14 protein-coding genes are annotated in these 21,445 nt (G+C 68.2%); 10 read left to right on the plus strand and 4 right to left on the minus strand.

The window, feature by feature from the left end:
• Positions 1-8 precede the first annotated feature (8 nt).
• The 6 genes from RH91_RS13045 to RH91_RS13070 all read left to right on the plus strand — a co-directional run bounded on the left by RH91_RS13045 (position 9) and on the right by RH91_RS13070 (position 12,724).
• The gene (locus RH91_RS13045; RefSeq protein WP_010163251.1) at positions 9-6,467 is read left to right on the plus strand and encodes a non-ribosomal peptide synthetase; all 6,459 of its coding nucleotides are present in this window, start codon (positions 9-11) and stop codon (positions 6,465-6,467) included.
• On the plus strand, positions 6,464-9,814 hold the full coding sequence (locus tag RH91_RS13050) for a non-ribosomal peptide synthetase (protein WP_010163252.1): 3,351 nt from the start codon (positions 6,464-6,466) through the stop codon (positions 9,812-9,814). The genes RH91_RS13045 and RH91_RS13050 overlap by 4 nt, the downstream gene beginning before the upstream one ends.
• A complete protein-coding gene (locus RH91_RS13055; RefSeq protein WP_010163253.1) occupies positions 9,811-10,008 on the plus strand; it encodes an MbtH family protein in 198 nt (65 codons plus the stop codon). Before RH91_RS13050 ends, RH91_RS13055 begins: the two co-directional genes overlap by 4 nt.
• Before the next feature lie 71 nt (positions 10,009-10,079).
• A complete protein-coding gene (locus RH91_RS13060) occupies positions 10,080-10,742 on the plus strand; it encodes a 4'-phosphopantetheinyl transferase family protein (RefSeq protein WP_010163254.1) in 663 nt (220 codons plus the stop codon).
• 125 nt (positions 10,743-10,867) lie between these two features.
• Positions 10,868-12,379 carry a L,D-transpeptidase family protein gene (locus tag RH91_RS13065; protein WP_051116728.1) on the plus strand — a complete coding sequence of 504 codons (1,512 nt, stop codon included), beginning with the start codon at positions 10,868-10,870 and terminating at the stop codon, positions 12,377-12,379.
• A gap of 12 nt (positions 12,380-12,391) precedes the next feature.
• Positions 12,392-12,724, plus strand: a complete 333-nt coding sequence (locus tag RH91_RS13070) for a hypothetical protein (protein ID WP_010163257.1) — start codon at positions 12,392-12,394, stop codon at positions 12,722-12,724.
• Between the two features lie 435 nt (positions 12,725-13,159).
• Here RH91_RS13070 and RH91_RS13075 read toward each other — a convergent pair whose 3' ends face one another.
• Both RH91_RS13075 and RH91_RS13080 read right to left on the minus strand, forming a co-directional pair.
• Complete coding sequence (locus RH91_RS13075; protein WP_010163258.1) at positions 13,160-15,649, minus strand: ABC transporter permease; 2,490 nt, start codon at positions 15,647-15,649, stop codon at positions 13,160-13,162.
• Positions 15,646-16,350, minus strand: coding sequence for an ABC transporter ATP-binding protein (locus tag RH91_RS13080; protein WP_010163259.1), 705 nt, complete (start codon positions 16,348-16,350; stop codon positions 15,646-15,648). The genes RH91_RS13075 and RH91_RS13080 overlap by 4 nt, the downstream gene beginning before the upstream one ends.
• 44 nt (positions 16,351-16,394) lie before the next feature.
• On the opposite strand from RH91_RS13080, the gene RH91_RS13085 reads away from it, so the two are divergent.
• The gene (locus RH91_RS13085) at positions 16,395-17,003 is read left to right on the plus strand and encodes an arylesterase (protein WP_010163260.1); all 609 of its coding nucleotides are present in this window, start codon (positions 16,395-16,397) and stop codon (positions 17,001-17,003) included.
• Complete coding sequence (locus RH91_RS13090; protein WP_010163261.1) at positions 17,000-17,266, plus strand: hypothetical protein; 267 nt, start codon at positions 17,000-17,002, stop codon at positions 17,264-17,266. Before RH91_RS13085 ends, RH91_RS13090 begins: the two co-directional genes overlap by 4 nt.
• 17 nt (positions 17,267-17,283) lie before the next feature.
• On the opposite strand, the gene rfaE2 is transcribed toward RH91_RS13090, so the two are convergent.
• Together rfaE2 and RH91_RS13100 are read right to left on the minus strand one after the other, a co-directional pair.
• Complete coding sequence (gene rfaE2, locus RH91_RS13095) at positions 17,284-18,702, minus strand: D-glycero-beta-D-manno-heptose 1-phosphate adenylyltransferase (protein WP_010163262.1); 1,419 nt, start codon at positions 18,700-18,702, stop codon at positions 17,284-17,286.
• A gap of 21 nt (positions 18,703-18,723) precedes the next feature.
• Positions 18,724-19,581 (minus strand): hypothetical protein, encoded by an 858-nt coding sequence (locus tag RH91_RS13100; protein WP_232283497.1) that lies wholly within the window; start codon positions 19,579-19,581, stop codon positions 18,724-18,726.
• A gap of 105 nt (positions 19,582-19,686) precedes the next feature.
• On the opposite strand from RH91_RS13100, the gene RH91_RS13105 reads away from it, so the two are divergent.
• Positions 19,687-20,229 (plus strand): D-glycero-alpha-D-manno-heptose-1,7-bisphosphate 7-phosphatase, encoded by a 543-nt coding sequence (locus RH91_RS13105; protein WP_051116692.1) that lies wholly within the window; start codon positions 19,687-19,689, stop codon positions 20,227-20,229.
• Positions 20,226-21,365 (plus strand): AGE family epimerase/isomerase, encoded by a 1,140-nt coding sequence (locus RH91_RS13110; RefSeq protein WP_010163266.1) that lies wholly within the window; start codon positions 20,226-20,228, stop codon positions 21,363-21,365. Before RH91_RS13105 ends, RH91_RS13110 begins: the two co-directional genes overlap by 4 nt.
• The last annotated feature ends 80 nt before the right edge of the window (positions 21,366-21,445 follow it).

A 21,445-nucleotide genomic window follows, 5' to 3' on the forward strand; every position in this document is an offset into this window, starting at 1 on the left:
ATCCCGCGATGACTTCGGAGGAGGGCCCGAAACCCGCCGCGAGCGATCGCGCCGCCAGTCTGTCGCCCGGGCAGATCGCCTTGCTGCAACGACGTCTTGCCGCGCGTAAGGCGCAACGGGCGACGACGATCGCGGATCCGGCCGACGCGGCACCGCGACTGTCGTTCGGGCAAGAGCGGCTGTGGCTGATCGATCAGGTCCAGCCGGGCAACCCCGCGTATAACGTCCCGGTCGTCCTGCCGCTGGACGCCACGCTCGATCCCGCCGTCCTGCAGCGTGCGCTCGAGGAAGTCGTTCGGCGGCACGCGGTATTGCGGACCGGCTTCGTGTTTCGCGACGACCGCGTCCGTCCCGAACTGCGAGAAGACACCGCCGTGCCGATCGACGTGCGGACCCTGTCGCCGGTGGCCGGCGAAAGCGTCGAGGAGGCGCTCTCGCAGCTTTGCACCACGGTGATCCGCAGGCCGTTCTCGCTGTCGGATGGACCATTGCTGCGGGCCACGCTGATCCGGGTCGACCATCCGGAGCCCGGCTATCGCCTCGTCCTGGTGCTGCATCACATCGTCTGCGATGCGTGGTCGCTCGGCTTGCTGGTCGAGGAATTACAGACGCTCTACGCGGCATTCGCGGCGGGCGCGCCGTCTCCGCTGGCGGAGCTGCCGGTACAATATGCAGACTTCGCCGCGTGGCAGCGGGCGCGTCTCGATAGCGTGGCGTGCGATCGACTGGTGCAGCATTGGACCGATCGACTGGCGGATGCCCCGCCGGTGCTCGACCTGCCGAGTGACCGGCCCCGGCCGCTGCATCGGTCTCCGCTCGGGGGGAGTCATCAGGTCGCGCTGGAGGCGACGACGGCGCGCACGCTTGCCGCGATCGGTGCCGCACGCGGCTGCACCGCGTTCGTCACGGGGTTGAGCCTGTTCGCGGTGCTTTTGCAACGCTACGCCGGAACCGACGATCTCGTGATCGGAACCCCGGTCGCGCTGCGCGACAAGCCCGAGCATGAGCGGCTGATCGGCTTCTTCCTCAACACGCTCGCGGTACGGATCCGGCTTGAGCGCATCGAGACGTTCGGCGACCTGCTCGATCAGGTCCGTGCGACGTTCTTCGACGCGCTCGCGCACAAGGACCTCCCGTTCGAGATGCTCGTCAACGCGTCGAAGACACAGCGTGCGGCGAATGCCAGCCCGCTGTTCCAGGTGATGTTCTCGCTGCAAAACAAGCCGCAGGGTGGTGCGGTTGGCGGATCGGGCGGCGGGTCGGACCACGCACCGCCGGTGATCGATACGGGCTTCTCGCGGTTCGATCTCTCGCTGTCCGTCGTCGAGACCGAACAGAGCTTCGAAGGGACGTTCGAATATAGTCGCGACCTGTTCGACGAGGCGACGATCGTGCGCATGGGCAGTCACTGGCAAGCGCTGGCGAAGTCGATAGCCGAAAATCCGGAGCGCCGGCTGCGCGAAATCGAGCTGCTGACCGAGGAGGAACGAAACCAGCGCGCGGCGTGGAACGCGACCCATGTGCCACGCGACGCGGGCGGCTGCATCCACCATATCTTCGCCGGACACGTACGGCGCACCCCTCGGGCCGAAGCGCTGTCGTCAGCCACCGAGGGGCTTACCTACGCAGAGGTCGACTCCCGCGCCAACCGCCTCGCCTGGCATTTGCGCGCGTGCGGCACCGGGCCCGAACATATCGTCGGCCTGATGATGCGCCGCGGCCCGGATGCGATCATCGCGGTGCTTGCCGTGCTCAAGGCGGGGGCCGCCTATCTGCCGCTCGACCCGGACTATCCGGCGGCACGGCGCGCGTTCATGGTCGAGGATGCCGGCGCAAAGCTCGTGCTGACGCAGAGTGCGCTGGCGGATCTGGTGCCGCTTGCCGCGCGTCCGGTGTTTGTCGATGACGACGAAGCGCGGTTCGCTCGTTATCCCGAAAGCGCGCCGCCCGACGACGTCTTGCCGGACAATGCGGCATACGTCATCTACACCTCGGGCTCGACGGGGCTGCCCAAAGGCGTGGTGGTGCCGCACCGCGGCGCGGTGAACGCGGCGATGGTCGAGGCAGACGTGCTGGCGATCCATCCCGGCGACCGCATCCTGCAGTTCGCCTCGCTCAATTTCGACGCATCGATGTACGAGATGCTGATGTGGATGGCGGGCGGGGCATCGCTCGTCGTCGCGACGGCGGAAGCGTCGATGCCGGGACTCGCGCTGCTCGATACCGTGCGGGCGCAGTGCGTGACGGTCCTGTCGCTGCCGCCATCGGCGCTTGCGGTGCTACCGGTCGAGCCGCTGCCCGACCTGCGACTGATCACCGTGATGGGGGAGGCGTGTCCGCCCGATCTGGTCGCGCGCTGGCGGGGCGTCGTCCCGCGGGTTTTCAACGCCTATGGCCCGACCGAGGCGAGCATGTGGGTCGCCGGAACCGATCTCGACGGCCTGCGCCCGACGACGATCGGACGACCGATCGCCAACACCTGGATCCACCTGCTCGATCGCGATCTCAACCGGGTGCCCGTCGGGGTAACGGGCGAACTCTACATCGGCGGCACCGCGGTGACGCGCGGATATCTCCGCCGCGCCGCCCTGACGGCGGAGCGGTTCATCCCCGATCCCTTCGGCGAAGGCGCGGGCGCGGGAGGGCGGCTGTACCGGACGGGTGATCTCGCCCGGTATCTCGCGGACGGGGAGATCGAATATCTCGGCCGGGGCGACGATCAGGTGAAAGTCCGCGGCTTTCGAGTCGAGCTGGGCGAAGTCGAGGCGGCGCTGTGTCGGCATCCGGCGGTCCGCCATGCGGTGGCGCTGGTGGTCGATCAGCCGTCCGGCGGGCGGACGATCGTAGCGCATGTCGCGGTCGGCACCGCGCGCGTTGCGGAGGCGACGTTGCGGCACTTCGTCCGGCAGACGTTGCCCGCACACGCGGTACCCTCGCGGATCGCGCTCCACGCTGACCTGCCGCTGACCGAGAACGGCAAGGTCGCGCGCAAGCAACTCGCGGCGTTTGACCTGTCCCCGCGCGATGCGGGCGAAGGCGGGCGTGGGACGGTGATTGGCACCGAGACCGAGGAAACGATCGCGACGGTCTGGCGCACGGTGCTCAACCTCGAGACCGTCGGACTCGACGATAATTTTTTCGAGGTCGGCGGCCATTCGCTCGCCGCCGCGCAGATCGGGGCGCGGTTGCGCGATGCGCTTGGCGGGGAGGTGACCGTCGGCGACATCCTGCAGGCCATGACGATCCGGTCGATCGCCGCGCTGATCGACGCGCGTCGGGGCAGTGCGCCGGACGTGTCCCCGCCCGCCGCGCCGGACCCCGCAGAGACGCGGATCGCGCGCGCGCCGTTGTCGCACGGGCAGGAGCAATTGTGGTTCCTCGCGCAGATCGAGCCGGACAGCGCGACCTATAACATTCCCACCGGAATGAGCCTCCCCGCGCCGGTCGACGAGACCGCGTTGCGCCGCGCGCTGGACGAAGTGGTTCACCGGCACGAGCCGCTGCGGACGGTGTTCGAGGCGGTGCGGGGCGAGCCCGTCCAGGTGATCCATGCGGAATTGACGCTTCCGCTGGCGCGGACCGATCTGCGCGACCTCCCCGGGGAAGAGGGCGCGCGGCGGCTGGCGCAGTTGGCAGCGCAGGAGGCCAACACCCCGTTCGATCTTCGACGCGGACCGCTGCTCCGCGCGCATCTCGTGCTGATCGACGGCGCCTGGGCCTGCCTGCTGCTGACGATCCATCATATCGCAGCGGACGGCTGGTCGGTCGGCCTGCTCACCGGGGAGCTCGCCGCCGCGTATCATGCCTTCAGCACCGGGCAGCCATCGCCACTTCCTGAAACGGGGGGCCGGTATCGCGATTTCGTCACATGGCAGCGCAGCCGCCTCGCGGGGCCTGAGGCGGCACCGCTGTTGCACTATTGGCGCGCGCAGCTTGCGGGCGCGCCGGTGCTGACGCTGCCGCACGACGGCCCGCGGGCGAGGCGGACCGGCGCTGCGGGCGGACAGCACCGGTTCTCGATCGACGCCACGCTCGCCGAACGGATCGGCCAGATTGCGGTCGACGAGAACAGCACGCCGTTCGTGGTCTTTGCGGCCGCCTTCGCCATCCTGTTGCGGCGCTATGCGCAACAGGAGGACATCGTGTTCGGCACGCCGGTCGCCAATCGCGTCCGCGCGCAGGATGAAGGACTGATCGGCCTGTTCGTCAACGCGCTGGCGCTCCGCACCGATCTCTCGCGCGATCCGTCGTTCCGCGGCGTCATCGGTCGGATGCGGGCGACGGTGCTGGGGGCGCTCGCGCATCAGGAGCTTCCGTTCGAACGGCTGGTGGCAGATCTGGCACCAGAGCGGGTCGAGGGCGCGAACCCGGTGTTCCAGGTGTTTTTCGCCTATCTGGCGCAGGCCGGAGGCAATGCCGGAACCGCTGCCGACGCATTGGTAGCGAGCAGCAAGTTCGATCTCAGCCTGCATCTGCTCGGGACCGACGATGGCGTGGCGGGGGGTATCGAGTTCGACCCGTCGTTGTTCCAGCCCGCGACGGTCGCACGACTGGCGGCGACTTTCGTCGCGGTGCTGGAAGCGGTGGTCGCCGATCCGGATGCGCCGCTGAGCATGCTTTCGCTGGTGCCGCCCGAGGAACAGCGCCAGCGCGCGCTGTGGAACGCGACCGAGATGGCGTGGGACCGGAGCGGAAGCCTCCACGCGCTGATCGTGGCGCAGGCCGCGCGGACTCCCGACCTTCCCGCCGTGCTGCTCGATGGGGAGCGGCTGACCTATGCCGATCTGCTCGAACGGGCGACCACGGTTGCAGCGGGGTTCGCCAGGCTTGGTGCTGGACCCGGGCACCGGGTGGGAATTCATCTGGAGCGGTCGCTCGAGCTGATCGTCGCGTTGCTCGCGGTCCTCAATACAGGGGCAGCGTATGTCCCGCTCGACCCGGGCTATCCCACCGCGCGCCTCGCCGAGATGGTCGCCGATGCCGGGATCGTCTTCGCGGTGACCGCGACGGACGGCACGGCACTGGACGGGTGCCGCTGCGTCACGTTGACGGATGCGGCGTCGGGGGCATGGGGCTGGACCGAAACAGCGACGCCCGAAGCGGCGACCGCCTATATCCTCTACACCTCCGGGTCGACCGGGCGGCCCAAGGGGGTGATGAACGCGCATCGGGGGGTGGTGAACCGCCTGTTATGGATGCAGGACGCCTATCCGATCGGCCCGGGCGACCGGATCCTGCAAAAGACGCCGATCAGCTTCGACGTCTCGGTGTGGGAGCTGTTCTGGCCGTTGCTGACGGGTGCGACCCTCGTCCTCGCGCAACCGGGCGGGCACCGCGACACGCGCTATCTCGCGCGGGTGATCGCGGAACAGCGGATCACGCACCTGCACTTCGTCCCCTCGATGCTGCGCGTGTTCCTCGACGATCTCGGCGATACCGCGCTCCCGTCGCTCCGGCACGTCTACTGCAGCGGCGAGGCTTTGCCACGCGTGGTGCAGGACCGTTTTCCAAAGGGCCTCGCGGCGCTCCACAACCTGTACGGCCCGACCGAGGCCGCGATCGACGTCACCGCCTGGACGTGCAGCGCGGCGGATCCGTGGGCGACCGTGCCGATCGGGCGTCCGGTTGCCAATACGGCGATCCACATCCTCGATGCGCGCATGGCACCGGTTCCGATCGGCGCGATCGGCGAGCTGTACATCGGCGGCGTCCAGGTGGCGCAGGGGTATTGGAATCGCCCCGCGCTCACCGCGGCGGCGTTCGTGCCCGATCCCTTCGCGATCGTGCCGGGCGCGCGACTGTACCGCACGGGCGATCTGGCGCGCTTCCTTGCGGAGGGTGCGATCGACTTTTGCGGTCGTGCTGACCGGCAGGTGAAATTGCGCGGGTTCCGGATCGAACCGGGTGAAATCGAAGCGGTGCTGCTCCGCGAGCCCTCTGTCGGTGACGCGATCGTGCTGTGCCGGGACGCGGGGACCGAGCACGCGGTGCTGATCGCCTATGTCTGCCCTGCGTCCGGCGCGGCGATCGATCCGGGCGTCCTGTCCGATGCCTGCAGCAAGAGCTTGCCGGCGCATATGGTGCCGTCGGCGTTTGTCGCGATCGAGGCGATCCCGTTGACGCCGAGCGGCAAGCGCGACGTCTCGGCGCTACCACCACCACCCGCGACGAAGCTCCCGGACGAATTGTCCGATCCCCCGACCGGCGCGATCGAACAGGCAATCGCGCGGATCTGGGCGGAGGTGCTGCACCGCGAGACGATCGGCGCGCACGAGGTCTTCTTCCGCTTGGGCGGGCAATCGCTCCAGGCCATGCGCGTGCTGGCGCGGATCCGCGAGGGTCTGTCGGTCGAGCTTTCGGCGGCGCAGTTCTTTCAGGCACCGACGGTGGCAGGGCTGGCTGCGCTGGTCGAATCGGCGGGCGGCGGCACCGCGGGGCTGTACGCGGCTGCGGAGAGCACGCGGTGACCGACGCCATGCGTGAAACGGTCGCCCGACCTTCGTTCCTTATCCCCCAACGCGCGGCAGCCGGGCCGGCACCCCTGTCGTTCGCACAGGAACGGCTGTGGTTCCTGGACCAGCTCGACCCCGGCACGCCCACGTACAACATGCCGCTGACGCTGACCTTGCGGCATATCGATCCCGCGGCTTTGTCCCGCAGCCTGAACGCGCTGATCGCGCGGCATGCGGCGTTGCGCACGATAATCGGCCTGGTCGACGGGCAACCGGTCCAGCAGGTCACGCCCACGCTCGAAATCACGCTGCCAGTGCTGGGCTGCGAGGGCGACGATGCGGAGGCCCGGCATGAGACCGCCGTGGTTCAGGCCACCGAAATCGTGCGGCGGCCGTTCGATCTCGCGCGCGGGCCGTTGATCCGCGCGCGGCTGTACGATCTTCGCGAAGGCCGCGCGCTGCTGCTGATCGTGCTCCACCATATCATCGCGGACGCCTGGTCGCTTGCGACGCTCGCGCGCGATCTCGGTGAGCTGTATCACGCGGAGATGACCGGCATGCCTGCCGCTGTCCCCGCGATTCCGGTGCAATATGCCGATTTCGCCGCGTGGCAGCGGGCAACGCTGGCGGACGGTCGGCGATCGCGTGCGATGCAATATTGGCTGGACCAGCTGGCGGACCTGCCGCCGGTGCTCGATCTCCCGGTCGACCGGCCGCGCGGCGCATCGCCGTCCGCCGCCGGCGACGTCGTGCCGTTCGCGATATCGAAGGCCCTTGCCGACCGCCTGTGGCGGATCGCAACGGACGAGCAGGCGACGGTGTTCATGGCGGCGCTGACGGTGTTCGTCCTGCAATTGCGGCGCTATGCCGACCAGACCGATATTGCGGTTGGTACGCCGATCGCGAGCCGTGACCGGTCCGAGATCGAGCATGTCGTCGGTCTGTTCCTCAACACGCTCGTGCTGCGGATCCGGCTGGAAGATGGGCTGAGTTTCCGTGAGGCGGTGCGGCGGGTGCGGGACGTGTGCGTCGCAGGCTATGCGCATCAGGACGTCCCCTTCGAATATCTGGTCGAGGCGCTCCGGCCGGATCGCAATCTCGGCGCCAATCCGCTGTTCCAGATCCTGTTCGTGTTTCAGGGCGGGGGCGGGGGCGGGGGCGGGGCGGGAGTCGGTGATGCCGGGGAGGACCGCGGTTTCGACATCGCCACCGGCACCGCCAAGTTCGACCTCAGCCTGTACCAGACCGAGAGCGGGGCAGGGCTGGCGGGCGTCTGGGAGTATCGCACGGCCTTGTTCGATCGTGCGACGATCGAGCGGATGAGCGGACATTTCACCAACCTGCTCACCCAAGTCCTAGCCGCGCCCGACCGGCCCTGCCGGGAACTGGTGATGCCAGTGGCCGCCGAACGCGCGCAGCTCGTTCGCGTGAACACCAGCAGCATGCCGCAGGACCCACGATGTCCGCACCAGTTGTTCGAGGCGGCCGCGCGCCGCTTTCCGGACGAGATCGCGCTGCTCCTCGACGGTGAAGCGGTCTGTTATGCCGACTTGGATCGCCGTGCGAACCGGCTCGCGCATGCCCTGCGGCGGCTCGGCGTCCGCGCCGACGTCCCGGTGGGGATCTGCGTCGGTCGATCGATCGGAATGATCGTCGGGCTGCTTGCAATCCTGAAGGCGGGGGGCGTGCATGTTCCGCTCGACCCGGCGTTTCCGGTCGACCGGCTCGCGTTCATGGCGTCCGACGTCGGGTTCGGGGTGTTGCTGACGCAGGAACCGCTGCTGGAGCGACTGCCGCCGGACAGCGCGGCGACCGTCTTCCGGCTCGATACCGACTGGCCTTTGCTCGCCAAGCAACCGGATACGCCGCTCGACGACGCGCCGGGTCCGGACGCCCTCGTCTATATTCTCTATACGTCCGGCTCGACCGGGCATCCGAAGGGCGCCGGGCTGCGACAGGCCACGCTGACCAGCCTGATCCACTGGCAGAACGGTATCGCGCCGACCACGCCCGGCGCGCGCACGCTGCAATACATGTCCTTCAGTTTCGACGTCAGCTTCATCGAGATCCTCGCCACGTTCGCCGCCGGCGGAACCGTGGTGCTGTGCCGCGAAGACGAGCGGCGCGACATGGCCGCACTGCGCCGGCTGTTGATCGACAACCGGATCGAGCGCGCGTTCCTGCCGTTCACCGCGCTTCAGCAGCTCGCGCATCATGCGGTTGCGGCGGGACTTGGCGGCTTCGCGCTTGCCGATGTCGTATCGACCGGGGAGCGGCTGGTGATCACCGACGACATCCGACGTTTCTTCGCCGGACTTGGTGGCTGCCGGCTACACAACGCCTATGGCCCGACCGAAACGCATTGGGTGACCTGCGAAAGCCTGACGGGCGACCCGGGCGCGTGGCCGGCGCTCCCGCCGATCGGACGCGCGGTCGACAATGCTGCCGTCATCCTGCTCGACTCGATGCTTCGGCCTGTTCCCATCGGGGTGGCTGGCGGTCTGTACGCAGGGGGGCTGGCGATCGCGCGCGGATACGAGAAGCGTCCCGCGCTCACCGCCGAGCGGTTCCTGCCTGATGCCTGGTCGGACGTGCCGGGCGCGCGGCTGTATCGCACGGGGGATCGCGCGCGGGTGCGGCCGGACGGCACGATCGAATACCTCGGTCGCAACGACGATCAGATCAAGATCCGCGGGTTTCGCGTCGAGCTGGGGGAGATCGAGGCCGCGCTGTCGGAACACCCCGATGTTGCGGAGGCGGTCGTGCAACCGCGCGGGAGCGGCAGCGATCTTCACCTGGTCGGATATGTCCGTCCCCGCGCGGGCGCTGCCGTCGAGACGAACGGCCTGCGCGCGTTTCTGACGCGGAATCTGCCCGGGCATATGATCCCCACGCAGTTCGTCTGCCTCGACGCGTTCCCGCTCGGTGCGACCGGCAAGGTCGACCGCCGACGGCTCCCCGATCCCGGCATCGCGCGTCCCGACCTGGACCGCGCGTTCCGGGCCCCGGCAAACGAGATCGAAGCGGTGTTGCAGGGGATTTGGGGGCAGGTGCTTGGGCTCCCCGACATCGGGGTCGATGACGATTTCTTCGAACTCGGCGGTCATTCGCTGACCGCGATGCAGGTCATCACGCGAGTCCGCGAGGCGTTCGACCTCGACGTTCCGGTGCGCGCGCTGTTCGAGCGCCCGACCATTGCGCAACTGGCAGTGGCGGTGGTCGAGCAACAGCTCGCCGCGCTGTCAGACGAGGAGGCGGAGGCCTTGTTGCACGCGTTCGACGCGCTGGAGGACGCGGACCCGGATGGATCTGCGCCGAGTCCTGCCGTTCTTCCCCTGTCGCAGAAAGGCACGAACCGATGAGCGAGGAAGCAGACACGCCCTATCAGGTGGTCGCAAACGATGAGGAACAATTCTCCATCTGGCCGGTGGATCGGGCCGTGCCGCCGGGGTGGCACTCGGTCGGCAAAGAGGGGAGCAAGGCGGACTGTCTTGCCCATATCGAAACGGTGTGGACCGACATGCGCCCGCTCAGCCTGCGCCGGGCGCAAGGCTGATCGCGCTTCGAGACGTGGCAGGCGTTGAAACATTCTCGCTTGCAGGGAGGGCGGTCCGACTTTCCGGCAGCTTGCATGCCGTCCGGCTGTGGCGGGTCGAACTGGACCGCCCGCCGGAGGACGTCGCGCGCCTGTCCGACGTGCTGGATCCCCCCGAGCGGGCGCGGGCGGCGAGCTTCCGCTATGACTGCGACCGGAATCGCTTCGTCGTCGGTCGCGCCATCCTGCGCCTGCTGCTGGCGGCGGACGGCAACGAAGACCCGGAAGTCCTTCGATTGCAGACGAATGCCTATGGCAAACCGGAACTCGCAGCGAATCGCCGGCACTTCAACTTCTCGCGGAGCGGGGGTTCCGCGCTGCTTGCGATCGGCGGGGCACCGCTCGGGATCGATCTCGAACGGGTGCGCCCGGTCGCGGAGAAGGAGCGGATCGCGGAGCAGGTCTTCGGCCATCACGAGCGCGCCTGGATGCGCGCGGTGACGGACCCGGAACGGACCGCGCGCTTCTTCCAGCTATGGACACGCAAGGAAGCGCTGGTGAAGGCGGCGGGGCGCGGGCTGTCTGAGGATCTGCGGCGGTTCGACACACTGTGCGACCAGCGCACGCTGGTCGAGATAGCGGCGTGGGGGGACCGGTGGCAGATAAGCGATCTGTGCTACCCAAGGGGGCATTTCGCGGCGCTCGCGATCCATCTGGGGGAGGTCCCCGGCCATTCGAGCGAGCGATGCGATTGAAATAGCTTCGTTCGTTGCACGACGTTGGTGGCGTCTTCGGCGGCGGGGTGCGCCGGATCGACCTAAGACCCCAAATAGGCGATGCAGAGCATGCCGATGCCGTGTTAGGGGCATTGGCTATGACCATGAAGCGCCTCACAGAATCTGCCCATTCCCGGATCGCACGGAAGATCGCGCGCTATGCCGCGGTGGGCGTCTGCCTCGTCCCCGTTTCGCTCCACGCGCAGAATGCGCCGCCCGTGTCGATCCTCCCGCCACCCATCGTCGCGCCGGCGCCCGCCACGGTGCAGGCGATCCCGCCCGAAATCGTGTTGCCGACGCTGAGTGCCGCGCAGGCAAAGCAACTCGGCGACCTGATCCGCCGCGATTCGGTTGCGCAGGGGCTGAGCGACGAAGCGATCACCGTCCCGCATGACAATGACGGGCTGATCCGCGCTGCGCTCGACCATGCGCGCGCAGTGCATTCGGGGCGGCTGGCCGAGGCCGACTTCCAGCGCGACTGGGCGATGCGCCCGGTCGCCTACGATCCGCTGCCCGCCTTGCGCGACGCGCTCGATCGCGACCGGTTGAGTGCCTGGATCGCCTCGTTGCCGCCGCCCTACGCCGGTTACGATACGCTCGTCGCCGGTCTCGCGCGGTATCGGGCGATTGCGACCGACGGCGGCTGGGCTCAGGTCGCGGGCGGGCCGGAGCTCAGGCTCGGTGCCACGGGCGCGCGCGTGATCGCGCTGCGCAAGCGGCTCGCGCTCGAGGATCCCGCAGCAAAGGGAAGCGGCGAGAAGTTCGACACCACGCTGGTCGAGGCGCTCCGGCGCGCGCAGCGGCGCTATGGCCTCAACCCGAACGGGACCGCTGGCGCGCAGACGATCGCCGCGCTCAACGTGCCCGTCGACGCGCGGATCGCGCAGATCAAGGCGAACATGGAGCGGTGGCGCTGGCTGCCGCCGGTGCTCGAGCAGAACCGGGTCCAGGTGAATATCGCGGCGGCGGTGCTGACGCTGTTCAACGGCGATTCGCCGATCATGTCGATGAAGGCGGTCACTGGTCGCCCGGGCGACGAAACCCCGATGCTGGTCTCGCAGATCCACAGCATCGTACTCAACCCGCCGTGGAACGTCCCTTCGACGATCGCGACCAAGGAATTGTGGCCGAAGGAGCGTGCAAACCCGGGGTATTTCGCACGGAACGGCTTCCGTGTGATCGACAATGGTGATGGCACCAAGCGGCTTCAGCAGGCATCCGAACGCAGCGCGCTCGGTCGCTACAAGTTCGATTTCGCCAATCCCTTCGCGGTCTACCTGCATGATACGCCCGCGCAGGCCGGGTTCGCGCGGTTCGACCGGCTCGCCAGCCACGGTTGCGTCCGGCTCGAAAAGCCGGGCGATCTCGCCAAGCAGTTGATGAGCACGACCCCCGAATGGTCGGCGCAGGCGATCGACGACACGGTCGCGGCGGGCAAGACGGTTCGCGCGAAACTTGCCGCGCCCGTCGCGGTCTATTTGCTGTACTGGACCGCGTTCGCGAACCAGAGCGGGCAAGTCAGTTTCCGCGATGACCCATACAAATGGGATGGTACGCTCGCCAGCAAGATCACGGCGCGGTCGGCGCGCCAGACCCAGACGCTCGCGGCCCGTTGAGGAGACCCTAGGATGACCCGCAAGACGACCTTCGCTCTCACCGCCGCATTGCTGGCTTTGGGGCTCGGTGCCTGCTCGCGCTCGGAAGAGCCAGCGCCGATGGAGAATATGAGCGAGGATTCGCCGATGGCGAACGAGGATCTCGCCCCGCCGATGGCCGAACCCGCCCCGCCGGTGGCCGAGCCGACCGAAACCGCCAACGCGACAGTCGCGGACGATACGCCGCCCGCCGCCGCACCCGCGCCTGACGAGCAGATGATGGACGATGCGTCCGCTTCTGGCATGACGGCGCGTGCCACGCGTAACGATACCGGGGATACGGCGGAGCCGGTCGAGGCGAAGTAACGGCTGCTCCACGGCCGATTTTTGGGAGGCCATTCGCCGGATGGCGGTGTCGGGTGTCTTCGGCACTTTTTCCCCCGGCTAAGGGGTAGGCCAACTCGAAATGGCCGAGGTAACGAAGCGTAGTCGCCTGCAACCCTCCGCCTCACTATTGGGCCCCGGCCTTCGCCGGGGAAGTGTAGGAAAAAGCTCAGCGATGCGACGATAGCAGCGACAGGGCATAACCGGTCGAGGTGAAGTACCGGTCTCCCGGCGGTTGACTTTCGGCAGGCCATTTGCCCGCTCGCGGTGTCAGTCATAGCAAGCACTGCTTCCCCGGCGAAGGCCGGGGCCCAGTTGGAATGGCCGAGGTAACGAAGCGCAGTCGGCCGCAACCCTCTGCCTTGCTATTGAGAGTTGTCCTACGCCGGTTAGGCGATCGAAGGATCCGACCTCACCCTAGAGATCCCGCAGCGCCTCCGCCGGTCGCGCTCGCAAGGCGGGAAGGCTCCCCAGCGTCCCCGCGCCCAAAGTCATCACGCTTGCGACCGCAAGCGTCAGCGCCACGCTGTCCCAGCGGGGTGCCCAGCCGATCGCCAGCACCTGCGTCACGACATACCAGCCAGCTCCCGCGCCGATCGTCAGCGCGACCAGCGCGAGGATCACGGACAGGATCGCATATTCGATCGCCTGCACCCCGAGCACCTGGCGACGGCTTCCGCCGAGCAGCTTGAGCACCACCGCATCATAGCGCCGCGCGCGGCCCGATGCCGCCACCGCGCCGATCAGCACCGCGATTCCCGCCGCGACCGTCACCGCTGCCGCAGCACGGATCGCGATCGCGACCTGACCGAGGATCGCGCCCAATTGCCCGATCACGTCGCCGACCCGGATCAGCGTGACCGAGGGAAGCGCCAGACCGACCTGTCGCGCGATCGCGCCGTCGCGGGCTGGGGGCGCGTAGACGCTGGCGAGCAGCCCGTGCGGCGCTTCCTCGATATAGCCGGGCGAGAAGACGATCGCGAAGTTGAGCCCGAGCCCGCCCCAGTCGATCTTGCGCAGTGCCGCGATCCGCGCGGGCACGTCGACGCCGAGGACCGACACGGTGATGCTGTCGCCGACCTTGAGGCCAAGCGCCGCCGCCGCCTTGTCCTCGAGCGACACGAGCGGCGGGCCGCGATAGTCCGATGGCCACCATTTGCCCGCAACCACTTCGTTCCGCGGCGGAAGCGCGGCCGACCAGGTCAGCGTCCGGTCCCCGCGCAGGATCCAGGCACCCTCGGGCAAGGTCTTCAGCGACGCGACCGGTACGCCTCGCAATGCGCTGATCGATCCGCGCAGCGACGGCAGCGATTCGATCGTCGCGGCCGGAGCCGCACTTCGCACGGCGCGCGCGAAGGCAGGCGCATCGTCGGGCTGGAGGTCGATCGCGAAGAAGCGCGGGGCCTTGGCGGGCGCGGCGTTGCGCAATTCGGCGGACAGGCTCGAATCGACCACCGCCAGCGCGACGAACAGCAAAAAGCCGAGTCCGAGCGCGACCACGAGCCGGTCGGTCTGCGCGCCCGGTCGGTGCAGGTTCGCCACCGCCAGCCGCAGCAACGGTTTGCGTGCGCGCGGCAGCCGGGCCGCGATCCAGCGGATGCCGAGACCGACACCCCACAACACGACGATCAGCGCGCTGACCGACGCGACGAAACCCAGCGCGAGCAGCCGGTTCGACGCCGTCAGCACCGCCAGCGCGACCAGCGCGGCGACCAGCAGCGCCATCAGCAGAATCACGCCCACCGAAGGCAGCCGCCGCGTCGCGAGCGCATCGCGCAGCAGGGTGGCGGCGGGCACGACGCGCGCGCGCGCCAACGCGGGCACCGCGAACAGCAACGCCACGAGCACCGCGAGCAACGCAGCCGTCGCCAGCGGTACCGGGTAAAGCGCGAGCCGTGGTGGCACCGGCAATGCCGCGCCCACGGAAGCGGTCACGATCCACGGCACGGCGGCCCCGACCAGCAGCCCGCCCGTAATCCCGACCGCCGCAACGATCCCGAGTTGCGCAAGGAACATCGCAACGATCGTCCGCGAACGCGCCCCCAGCACCTTGAGCGTCGCGATGATCCGCGTCTTCCCCGCCAGATACGCCGCGACGCCGTTCCCCACGCCAACGCCGGCAATCGCCAGCGCGGCGAGCCCGACGAGGAGCAGGAACTGCCCGAACTGGTCGATCCCGCGGCGTAACCCTGATGCCGCCCGCTCGCTGGTCCGCCCGGACCAGCCCGCGCCGGGGAAGCGCGCCAACAGACGATCGCGGATCGATGCGGCCTCCGCCGGGCGCGTCAGCGTGATCCGGTAATGGCTTTCGTACAGGCTTCCCGGCTGGAGCAGCGCGGTTGCGTCAAGCCCCGCCAGATCGACTAACGCGGGCGGCCCGAGCGCAAAGCCCGCGCCGAGCCGGTCCGGCTCCGCCGCGATGACGCCGATCACGCGCAGCCGCGTCGATCCGAGCCGCACGCCTTGCCCCGGCCGCAGACCGAGCCGATCCGCCAGCGGAGGGGCAATCGCGACTTCGCGGCCATGCGGTCGGTTCGAAAGCGCCCCCGGTGCCAATCGGAACGCACCGACCAGCGGCCAGGCGGCATCGGTGCCGCGCAGATCGACCAGCGCTGACGCCCCGCCTGCTTCTGCCATCGCGCGCAGCGAGACGACTTCGGAGACGCGACCGGCCTCCGCAAACGCCGCCAGTTCCGCAACCGTCGCGCGTCGCTGCGATACGGTTAGCTCGAGATCGCCGCCGAGGTTCTGCCGGGCATTGGCATCGAGCGCTGCGACCATGCTCGCGGCAAGGCTCCCGATCCCGGCGAGCGCCGCGGTGCCCAGGAACAGGCAGATCGCCAGCAGCAGCAAGCCGCGGCCACCGCGCCGCAGATCCCGCCACGCGAGACGCCAGGCGATGCTCAAGCCGCGCGCCGGTCGCTGAGGATCCGGCCATCCGCGAGGTCGATTACGCGCGCGCACCGTCTGGCCAGCAAGGCATCGTGCGTGATGACGAACAGCGTCGTCCCGCTCGCCGCATGGCGTTCGAACAGCAGGTCCATGATTGCGGCGCCGGTCGTCGTGTCGAGATTGCCGGTCGGTTCGTCCGCGAAGATCAGCGCGGGACGCGCGACCAGCGCGCGCGCGATCGCCACGCGTTGCTGTTCGCCGCCCGAAAGCTGCGCGGGGTAATGGCCGGTGCGATGCCCGAGCCCGACCGCCGCCAGTTCGGTCGCGGCACGGTCAAACGCGTCGCGCGCGCCGCCAAGTTCGAGCGGTACCGCGACATTCTCGAGCGCGGTCATCGTCGGGAGCAAGTGGAAGGCCTGCAGCACGATCCCGATCCGCCCGCGCCGCGCGACCGCCAGCGCATCCTCGTCGAGCGTCGAGAATTCGAGCCCTGCGACCGTAACGCTGCCATCGGTCGGGCGTTCGAGTCCGGCGAGGATCGCCATCAGCGAGGATTTGCCCGACCCGGACGACCCGAGCAGCGCGACGCTTTCGCCTGCGGCGACGCTGAGGTCGATCCCGCGGAGGATCTCGACGCGCGATTCACCGCGCCCCAGCGATAGCCGCACGTTGCGCGCGGAGATCAGGACGCTATCAGAGGGGGATGCAGTGGCCATACCTCAAGCGATATGGATGGCGGCGGGGAATTGTCCAACTCGCAATGATCATCGCGGTCGTATTCCCGACGATGGCGGCGGCAAGCCCCGGCGCACCCGTGATCTGGGCGTTCGGCGACAGCCTGAGTGCGGGCTATGGCCTCCCGCCCGCGGCTGGCTTTCCCGCGCGATTGCAGGACGCGCTGCGCAGGGTCGGGGTCGCGGCGACGGTCCGCAACGGCGGGGTGGCGGGGGATACTGCCGCACAGGCCCGCGCCCGACTGCGCTGGGGGTTGCGCGGGCTCGGGACGCCGCCCGATCTGGTGATCGTCGAGCTCGGCGCGAACGACATGCTGCGCGGGCTTCCGGTGGCGCAGGCGCGCGCCAATCTCGATGCGATCCTGACCGAATTGCACAACCGGCGGATCCCCGTGCTGCTTGCGGGCATGCGCGCTGCGCCCAACCTCGGTCCCGACTATGTCCGCGCGTTCGACGGCCTGTATCCGGCGCTCGCCGCGAAACATGCGGTGCCACGCTATCCGTTCTTCCTCGACGGTGTCGCGGCCAACCCCGGACTGCTTCAGGCGGACGGGTTGCATCCCAACGCACGTGGCGTCGATATCATCGTTCGCCGCATGCTGCCGACGGTTCGACGCGCACTCGGGAGGAAATGACGGTGGAACTCGACGACCAGTTTCGCCGCTACTTTGGCACGAGCGATCTTGCCGGGGTCACCCCCACGGCAATGACCGCGGGGATCGAGCATATGCGCGTCGACTTCGGGTTGGAACAGGATCGTGACCGGCGCTTCGGTTTGTGGACGCTGTTGTTCATGCTGGGGGCCGCGCCGGATCTCGACATCGCCTTTTCCGCCGCGGCCGACCGGGCGGCGGCGCGCAATTTCATGGAAATGACCGAGCGCTTCGAGGGCGACTGATACCGGGCATCGCTTGCTCAATGCTGCAGGTCGGCGAGGATCGCGCTGGTCGACCGGCCTGACAGCAACGGGACGATGAACACCTCGCCCCCGGTCTCGCGCATCAGATCGGCACCGACGATCGCGTCGGCGGCATAGTCCCCGCCCTTGACCAGGACGTCCGGGCGGATCGCGTCGATCAGCGCGGCGGGCGTATCGTCCTCGAACGCCACGACGTGATCGACCGCGGTCAACGCACTTAGCACATCGGCGCGGTCGGGGAGCGGGTTGACCGGGCGTTGCGCCCCCTTCAGTCGCCGCACCGAAGCGTCAGAATTGAGGCCGACGATCAGCACGTCGCCGCGTCGTCTCGCGAGATCGAGCAGCCGGACATGCCCGGCGTGCAACACGTCGAAGCACCCGTTGGTGAAGACGATCCGCGCGCCGCCGCGCCGCGCGCGCTTCACGATGGTGGCGAGGCGGGAAAGGGGAACAAGCTTGGGGGCCGCATCGTGCCGCTGGTCCAGCCGTTCCGCAAGGTCCTCGCGGGTGACGACGTAGGTGCCGGGACGCGACACCGCGATGCTTGCCGCGATATTCGCCTGATCGATCGCCTCCGCCATCGCGAGACCGCCTGCGACGCCGACGACGAGCGCGGCGATGATGGTGTCCCCCGCGCCGGTAACGTCAAACACTTCCACCGCCTCGGTCGGGTGATCGATGACCGCGCCACCGCGCGACACCATCAGGATCCCTTTCGCGCCCCGGGTAACGACGAGATATTCGAGGTTCCACGTCCGCAACGCCGCGCTCGCGCGGTCAGCGATGTGCTCTTCGGGGCACGCGCCAAACAGCGCGTGGAATTCGCGCGCATTGGGCTTGAGCAGAAACGCCCCGGCATAGCGCGTCGGGTCGGCCGACTTGGGATCGACGAAGGTCGGCACGCCACGCCGCTGCGCGAGCGCGAGCAGCCTCGGCAGATCGGCGAGGGTCCCCTTGTCGTAATCCGAGAAAATCACTGCGCGACAGCCGTCGAGCCGCGCTTCGAACCGACGCGCCAGTTCGGTCCGTGCGGCATCGCTGACGCCGCCGTCATGGTCAATCCGGGCGATTTGCTGAACGCCCGAAATCAGCCGGGTCTTCTGCGTCGTGCGCTGCCCGAGGTCGATCACCCGGTCGAGCGTCACACCGTGTCGTGCCATCAGCCGCGCCAGATCCTCGCCGCCGCTGTCGCCCCCGCAGACCGTCAGCAAGCAGCAGCCGCCCCCAAGCGCCTGGACGTTGGCCGCGACGTTGGCCGCGCCGCCCGCGCGCACGTTCTCACGGCTCGCCTGGACGATCGGGACCGGCGCTTCCGGCGAAATCCGGCTCGTCTCGCCGATGATGTAGCGATCGATCATCGCATCGCCGACGACGAGGATGTCGGGGCGGGGAGGGGCGTCACTGTCGACCGTCATGCATATCTCCTCTCGCGACGTTCAGCGCCAGCCTTCGATCCCCAGCAACTCGGGGCGGATGGCAAGGCCTGGCCACCGCTTTCCCCAGTCGGCGCCATGACCCTGGCCCGGTACGACGAGGATCGAGACCGGCGTCCCGGGCGGTAGCCGCGCGACGAAGCTTCGCGTGACCCGTTCGCCGACCACGCGATCCTCCGACCCGACGAAATGAACCTGGCGAACCTGCGCAAGACGCGCTGCCCCATCCGCTGGATCGAGCGAGCGTGACAAGGGGGTCAGTCCGCGATCGTGTACCCAGGCGTCGAGATCGAGATTGGCCGCGACCGTCACCAGTGCAACGACGTCGTCTCGCCGCTCCGCCAGCAATGCCGCGAGCGCGCCACCGCCCGAATAGCCGACCAGGATCAGCCCCGTCGCACCATCGGTCGCTGCCTTCATCCGATCGAGCGCGGCGCTGGTGCCGGCGACCACTTCGGGGGCAAAGCGCGCGATGCTCCAGTAATCGCTGCGACAGATACGGCTGCGGGAGACATATTGGCACGGCCGCGCGAGCCACGCGACCGCGCCGCGCCCCGGATGCTGCAACGCCATTCGAAGCGCGAGCGGATCGGTCGGGGTCGGGTCCATCGCGCGCTGGCCCGGGGTCGCATAGGCGAGGCCATCGCCCTCGAGGTAGACGGTCAGCACCTTCGCCCGCTGGTCGCCGGCACTGTACGCCGACGCCAGATCGAACCGTCCGGCGGGGATGACCGCCCAGTGCCACCCGGATGCCTGCGCCAGCGCAACCGCCGAACTTCGCCCCAATGCGACGTGCGGACCAAATGTGCCGAACAGAAGGCCTAGTATAAGTACTGTATAGATGCCGCGGACCAAACGCATATCTCGTCGGCCTCACCGAATGAGAAGCAAAGGGCGATAACGCAATCGGTACAATAGCAGTAGTGGAGCGTAGTCGACAAGGCGGGGATCGGGAGTATTTGGCATATGGTGGCCACGGTGCCTCCGGTTGCGCGAAAGCGAACAAAAACGAATAGGGCTGCGTTGTTCGATCGGGATGGGGTCTTGATCGTCGATACCGGCTATCTGTCCCGCCCGTGCGATATTCGCTGGGTCGAAGGGGCGCAGCGGGCGCTGTCGCGGTTGGCGGCGCTGGACTACCGCCGGTTCGTCGTGACCAACCAATCCGGGGTCGCGAAGGGCTATTTCGCGGAAGCCGCGATCGCGCGGGTCCACGATGCGATGCAGGCCGCATTGCCGGCGCCGGTGAAAATCGATGCATTCGCCTATTGCCCGCACCACCAGGACGGCATCGTCGCACGCTACACGCGCATTTGCGAATGCCGGAAGCCTGCGCCCGGGATGCTGGAGCGGTTGATCGCCGACCATCATATCGACCGGAGCGCAAGTTTCCTGGTCGGCGACCGCGCGAGCGATCTGGAAGCGGCCGAGCGTGCCGGCATCCGGGCATTCCTGTTCGGCGGTGGTGACCTCGACCGCTTCGTCGCAGACATCTTGGAGGCCCTGTGACGGCGGGCGAACCCGCCTTCTGGATCGATTGGCTGATTCGGTTCGCCCTCCCGTTATGGAGCGAAGCCGGTCATGATGCCGCCGACGGCAGCTTCGTCGAGCGGCTTGGGCTGGACGGGGGCCCGCAGCTGACGGTGCCGCGTCGGGTGATGGTTCAGGCGCGGCAGATCCACGTCTATGCGACTGCGGCGCGCAACGGCTGGTTTCCCGCGGGGGCGGATCTGGCGATGCGCGCCGGGGATGCGATGATCGCCCATTATTGTCAGGCCGACGGTTCGAGGGGTTGGGCGTTCGCGTGCGGGCGCGGCGGTGGCGTGGTGGACGAACGGCGGGATCTCTACGCCCATGCGTTCGTCCTGCTCGCACTGGCGAGCCTGATCCGGCTCGAAGGGCAGCCGCGACATGTCGCGCTGGTTCACCGGACCCTGTCGTTCCTTGATCGGGAAATGGCGGATCCGGCCGGAGGCTATGTCGAGCAGTGGCCAACGGCGGTGCTCCCCCGCCGGCAGAACCCGCACATGCATCTGCTGGAGGCATTGCTGGCGTTGCACGCCACGGGCCGCTGCGGCGATCAGACGGACCGGATGGCGGCGCTCGTCGACCTGTTCGACCGACGGTTTTTCGGTCACGAGGACGACGTCCTGTCGGAACAGTATGACGCGCACTGGAACGCGATTGGCGGCGAGCGGACGCTCGAACCCGGACACCATTTCGAATGGATCTGGCTGCTGACCCGTTATGCCGCCGCGACCGGCGGCTCGGTCGAGCCGCGCATTCGTCGGCTGTTGCGTCATGGTCTTCGCGGGATCGACCGTCAGGGCAGGGCCATGGAAGTCATCGGCCGTGATGGTCCGGTCACGACCAGTTGTCGGTTATGGGCGACGATGGAGGCGGCAAAGGCGCTCGCCCCGCCGCTCGGCGAAATGCGGCAGTCATCCGCCGCGCTGGAAGCTGCGTGGCGGACGTTCTGCGCACCGGCCTGTCCGGGCGGATGGATCGACCGGGTCGATGTGCAAGGTAACACCCTGGTCGAATGGATGCCTGCCAGTTCGCTATACCATATTTGTACTACGGTCGACTGTCTGCATCCAACAAGAAACCCTTTACGTTTACAAGCCCTTGCCGAAACGGCTTAGGTATTACTACAAGAATACCGCTTTCTAAACGGATCCTATACCAAAGTACGATACGGAAAGGCGATCTATCCTTTCTGAAT

Source organism: Sphingomonas sp. PAMC 26617, assembly GCF_000242835.1.
Lineage (GTDB): Bacteria > Pseudomonadota > Alphaproteobacteria > Sphingomonadales > Sphingomonadaceae > Sphingomonas.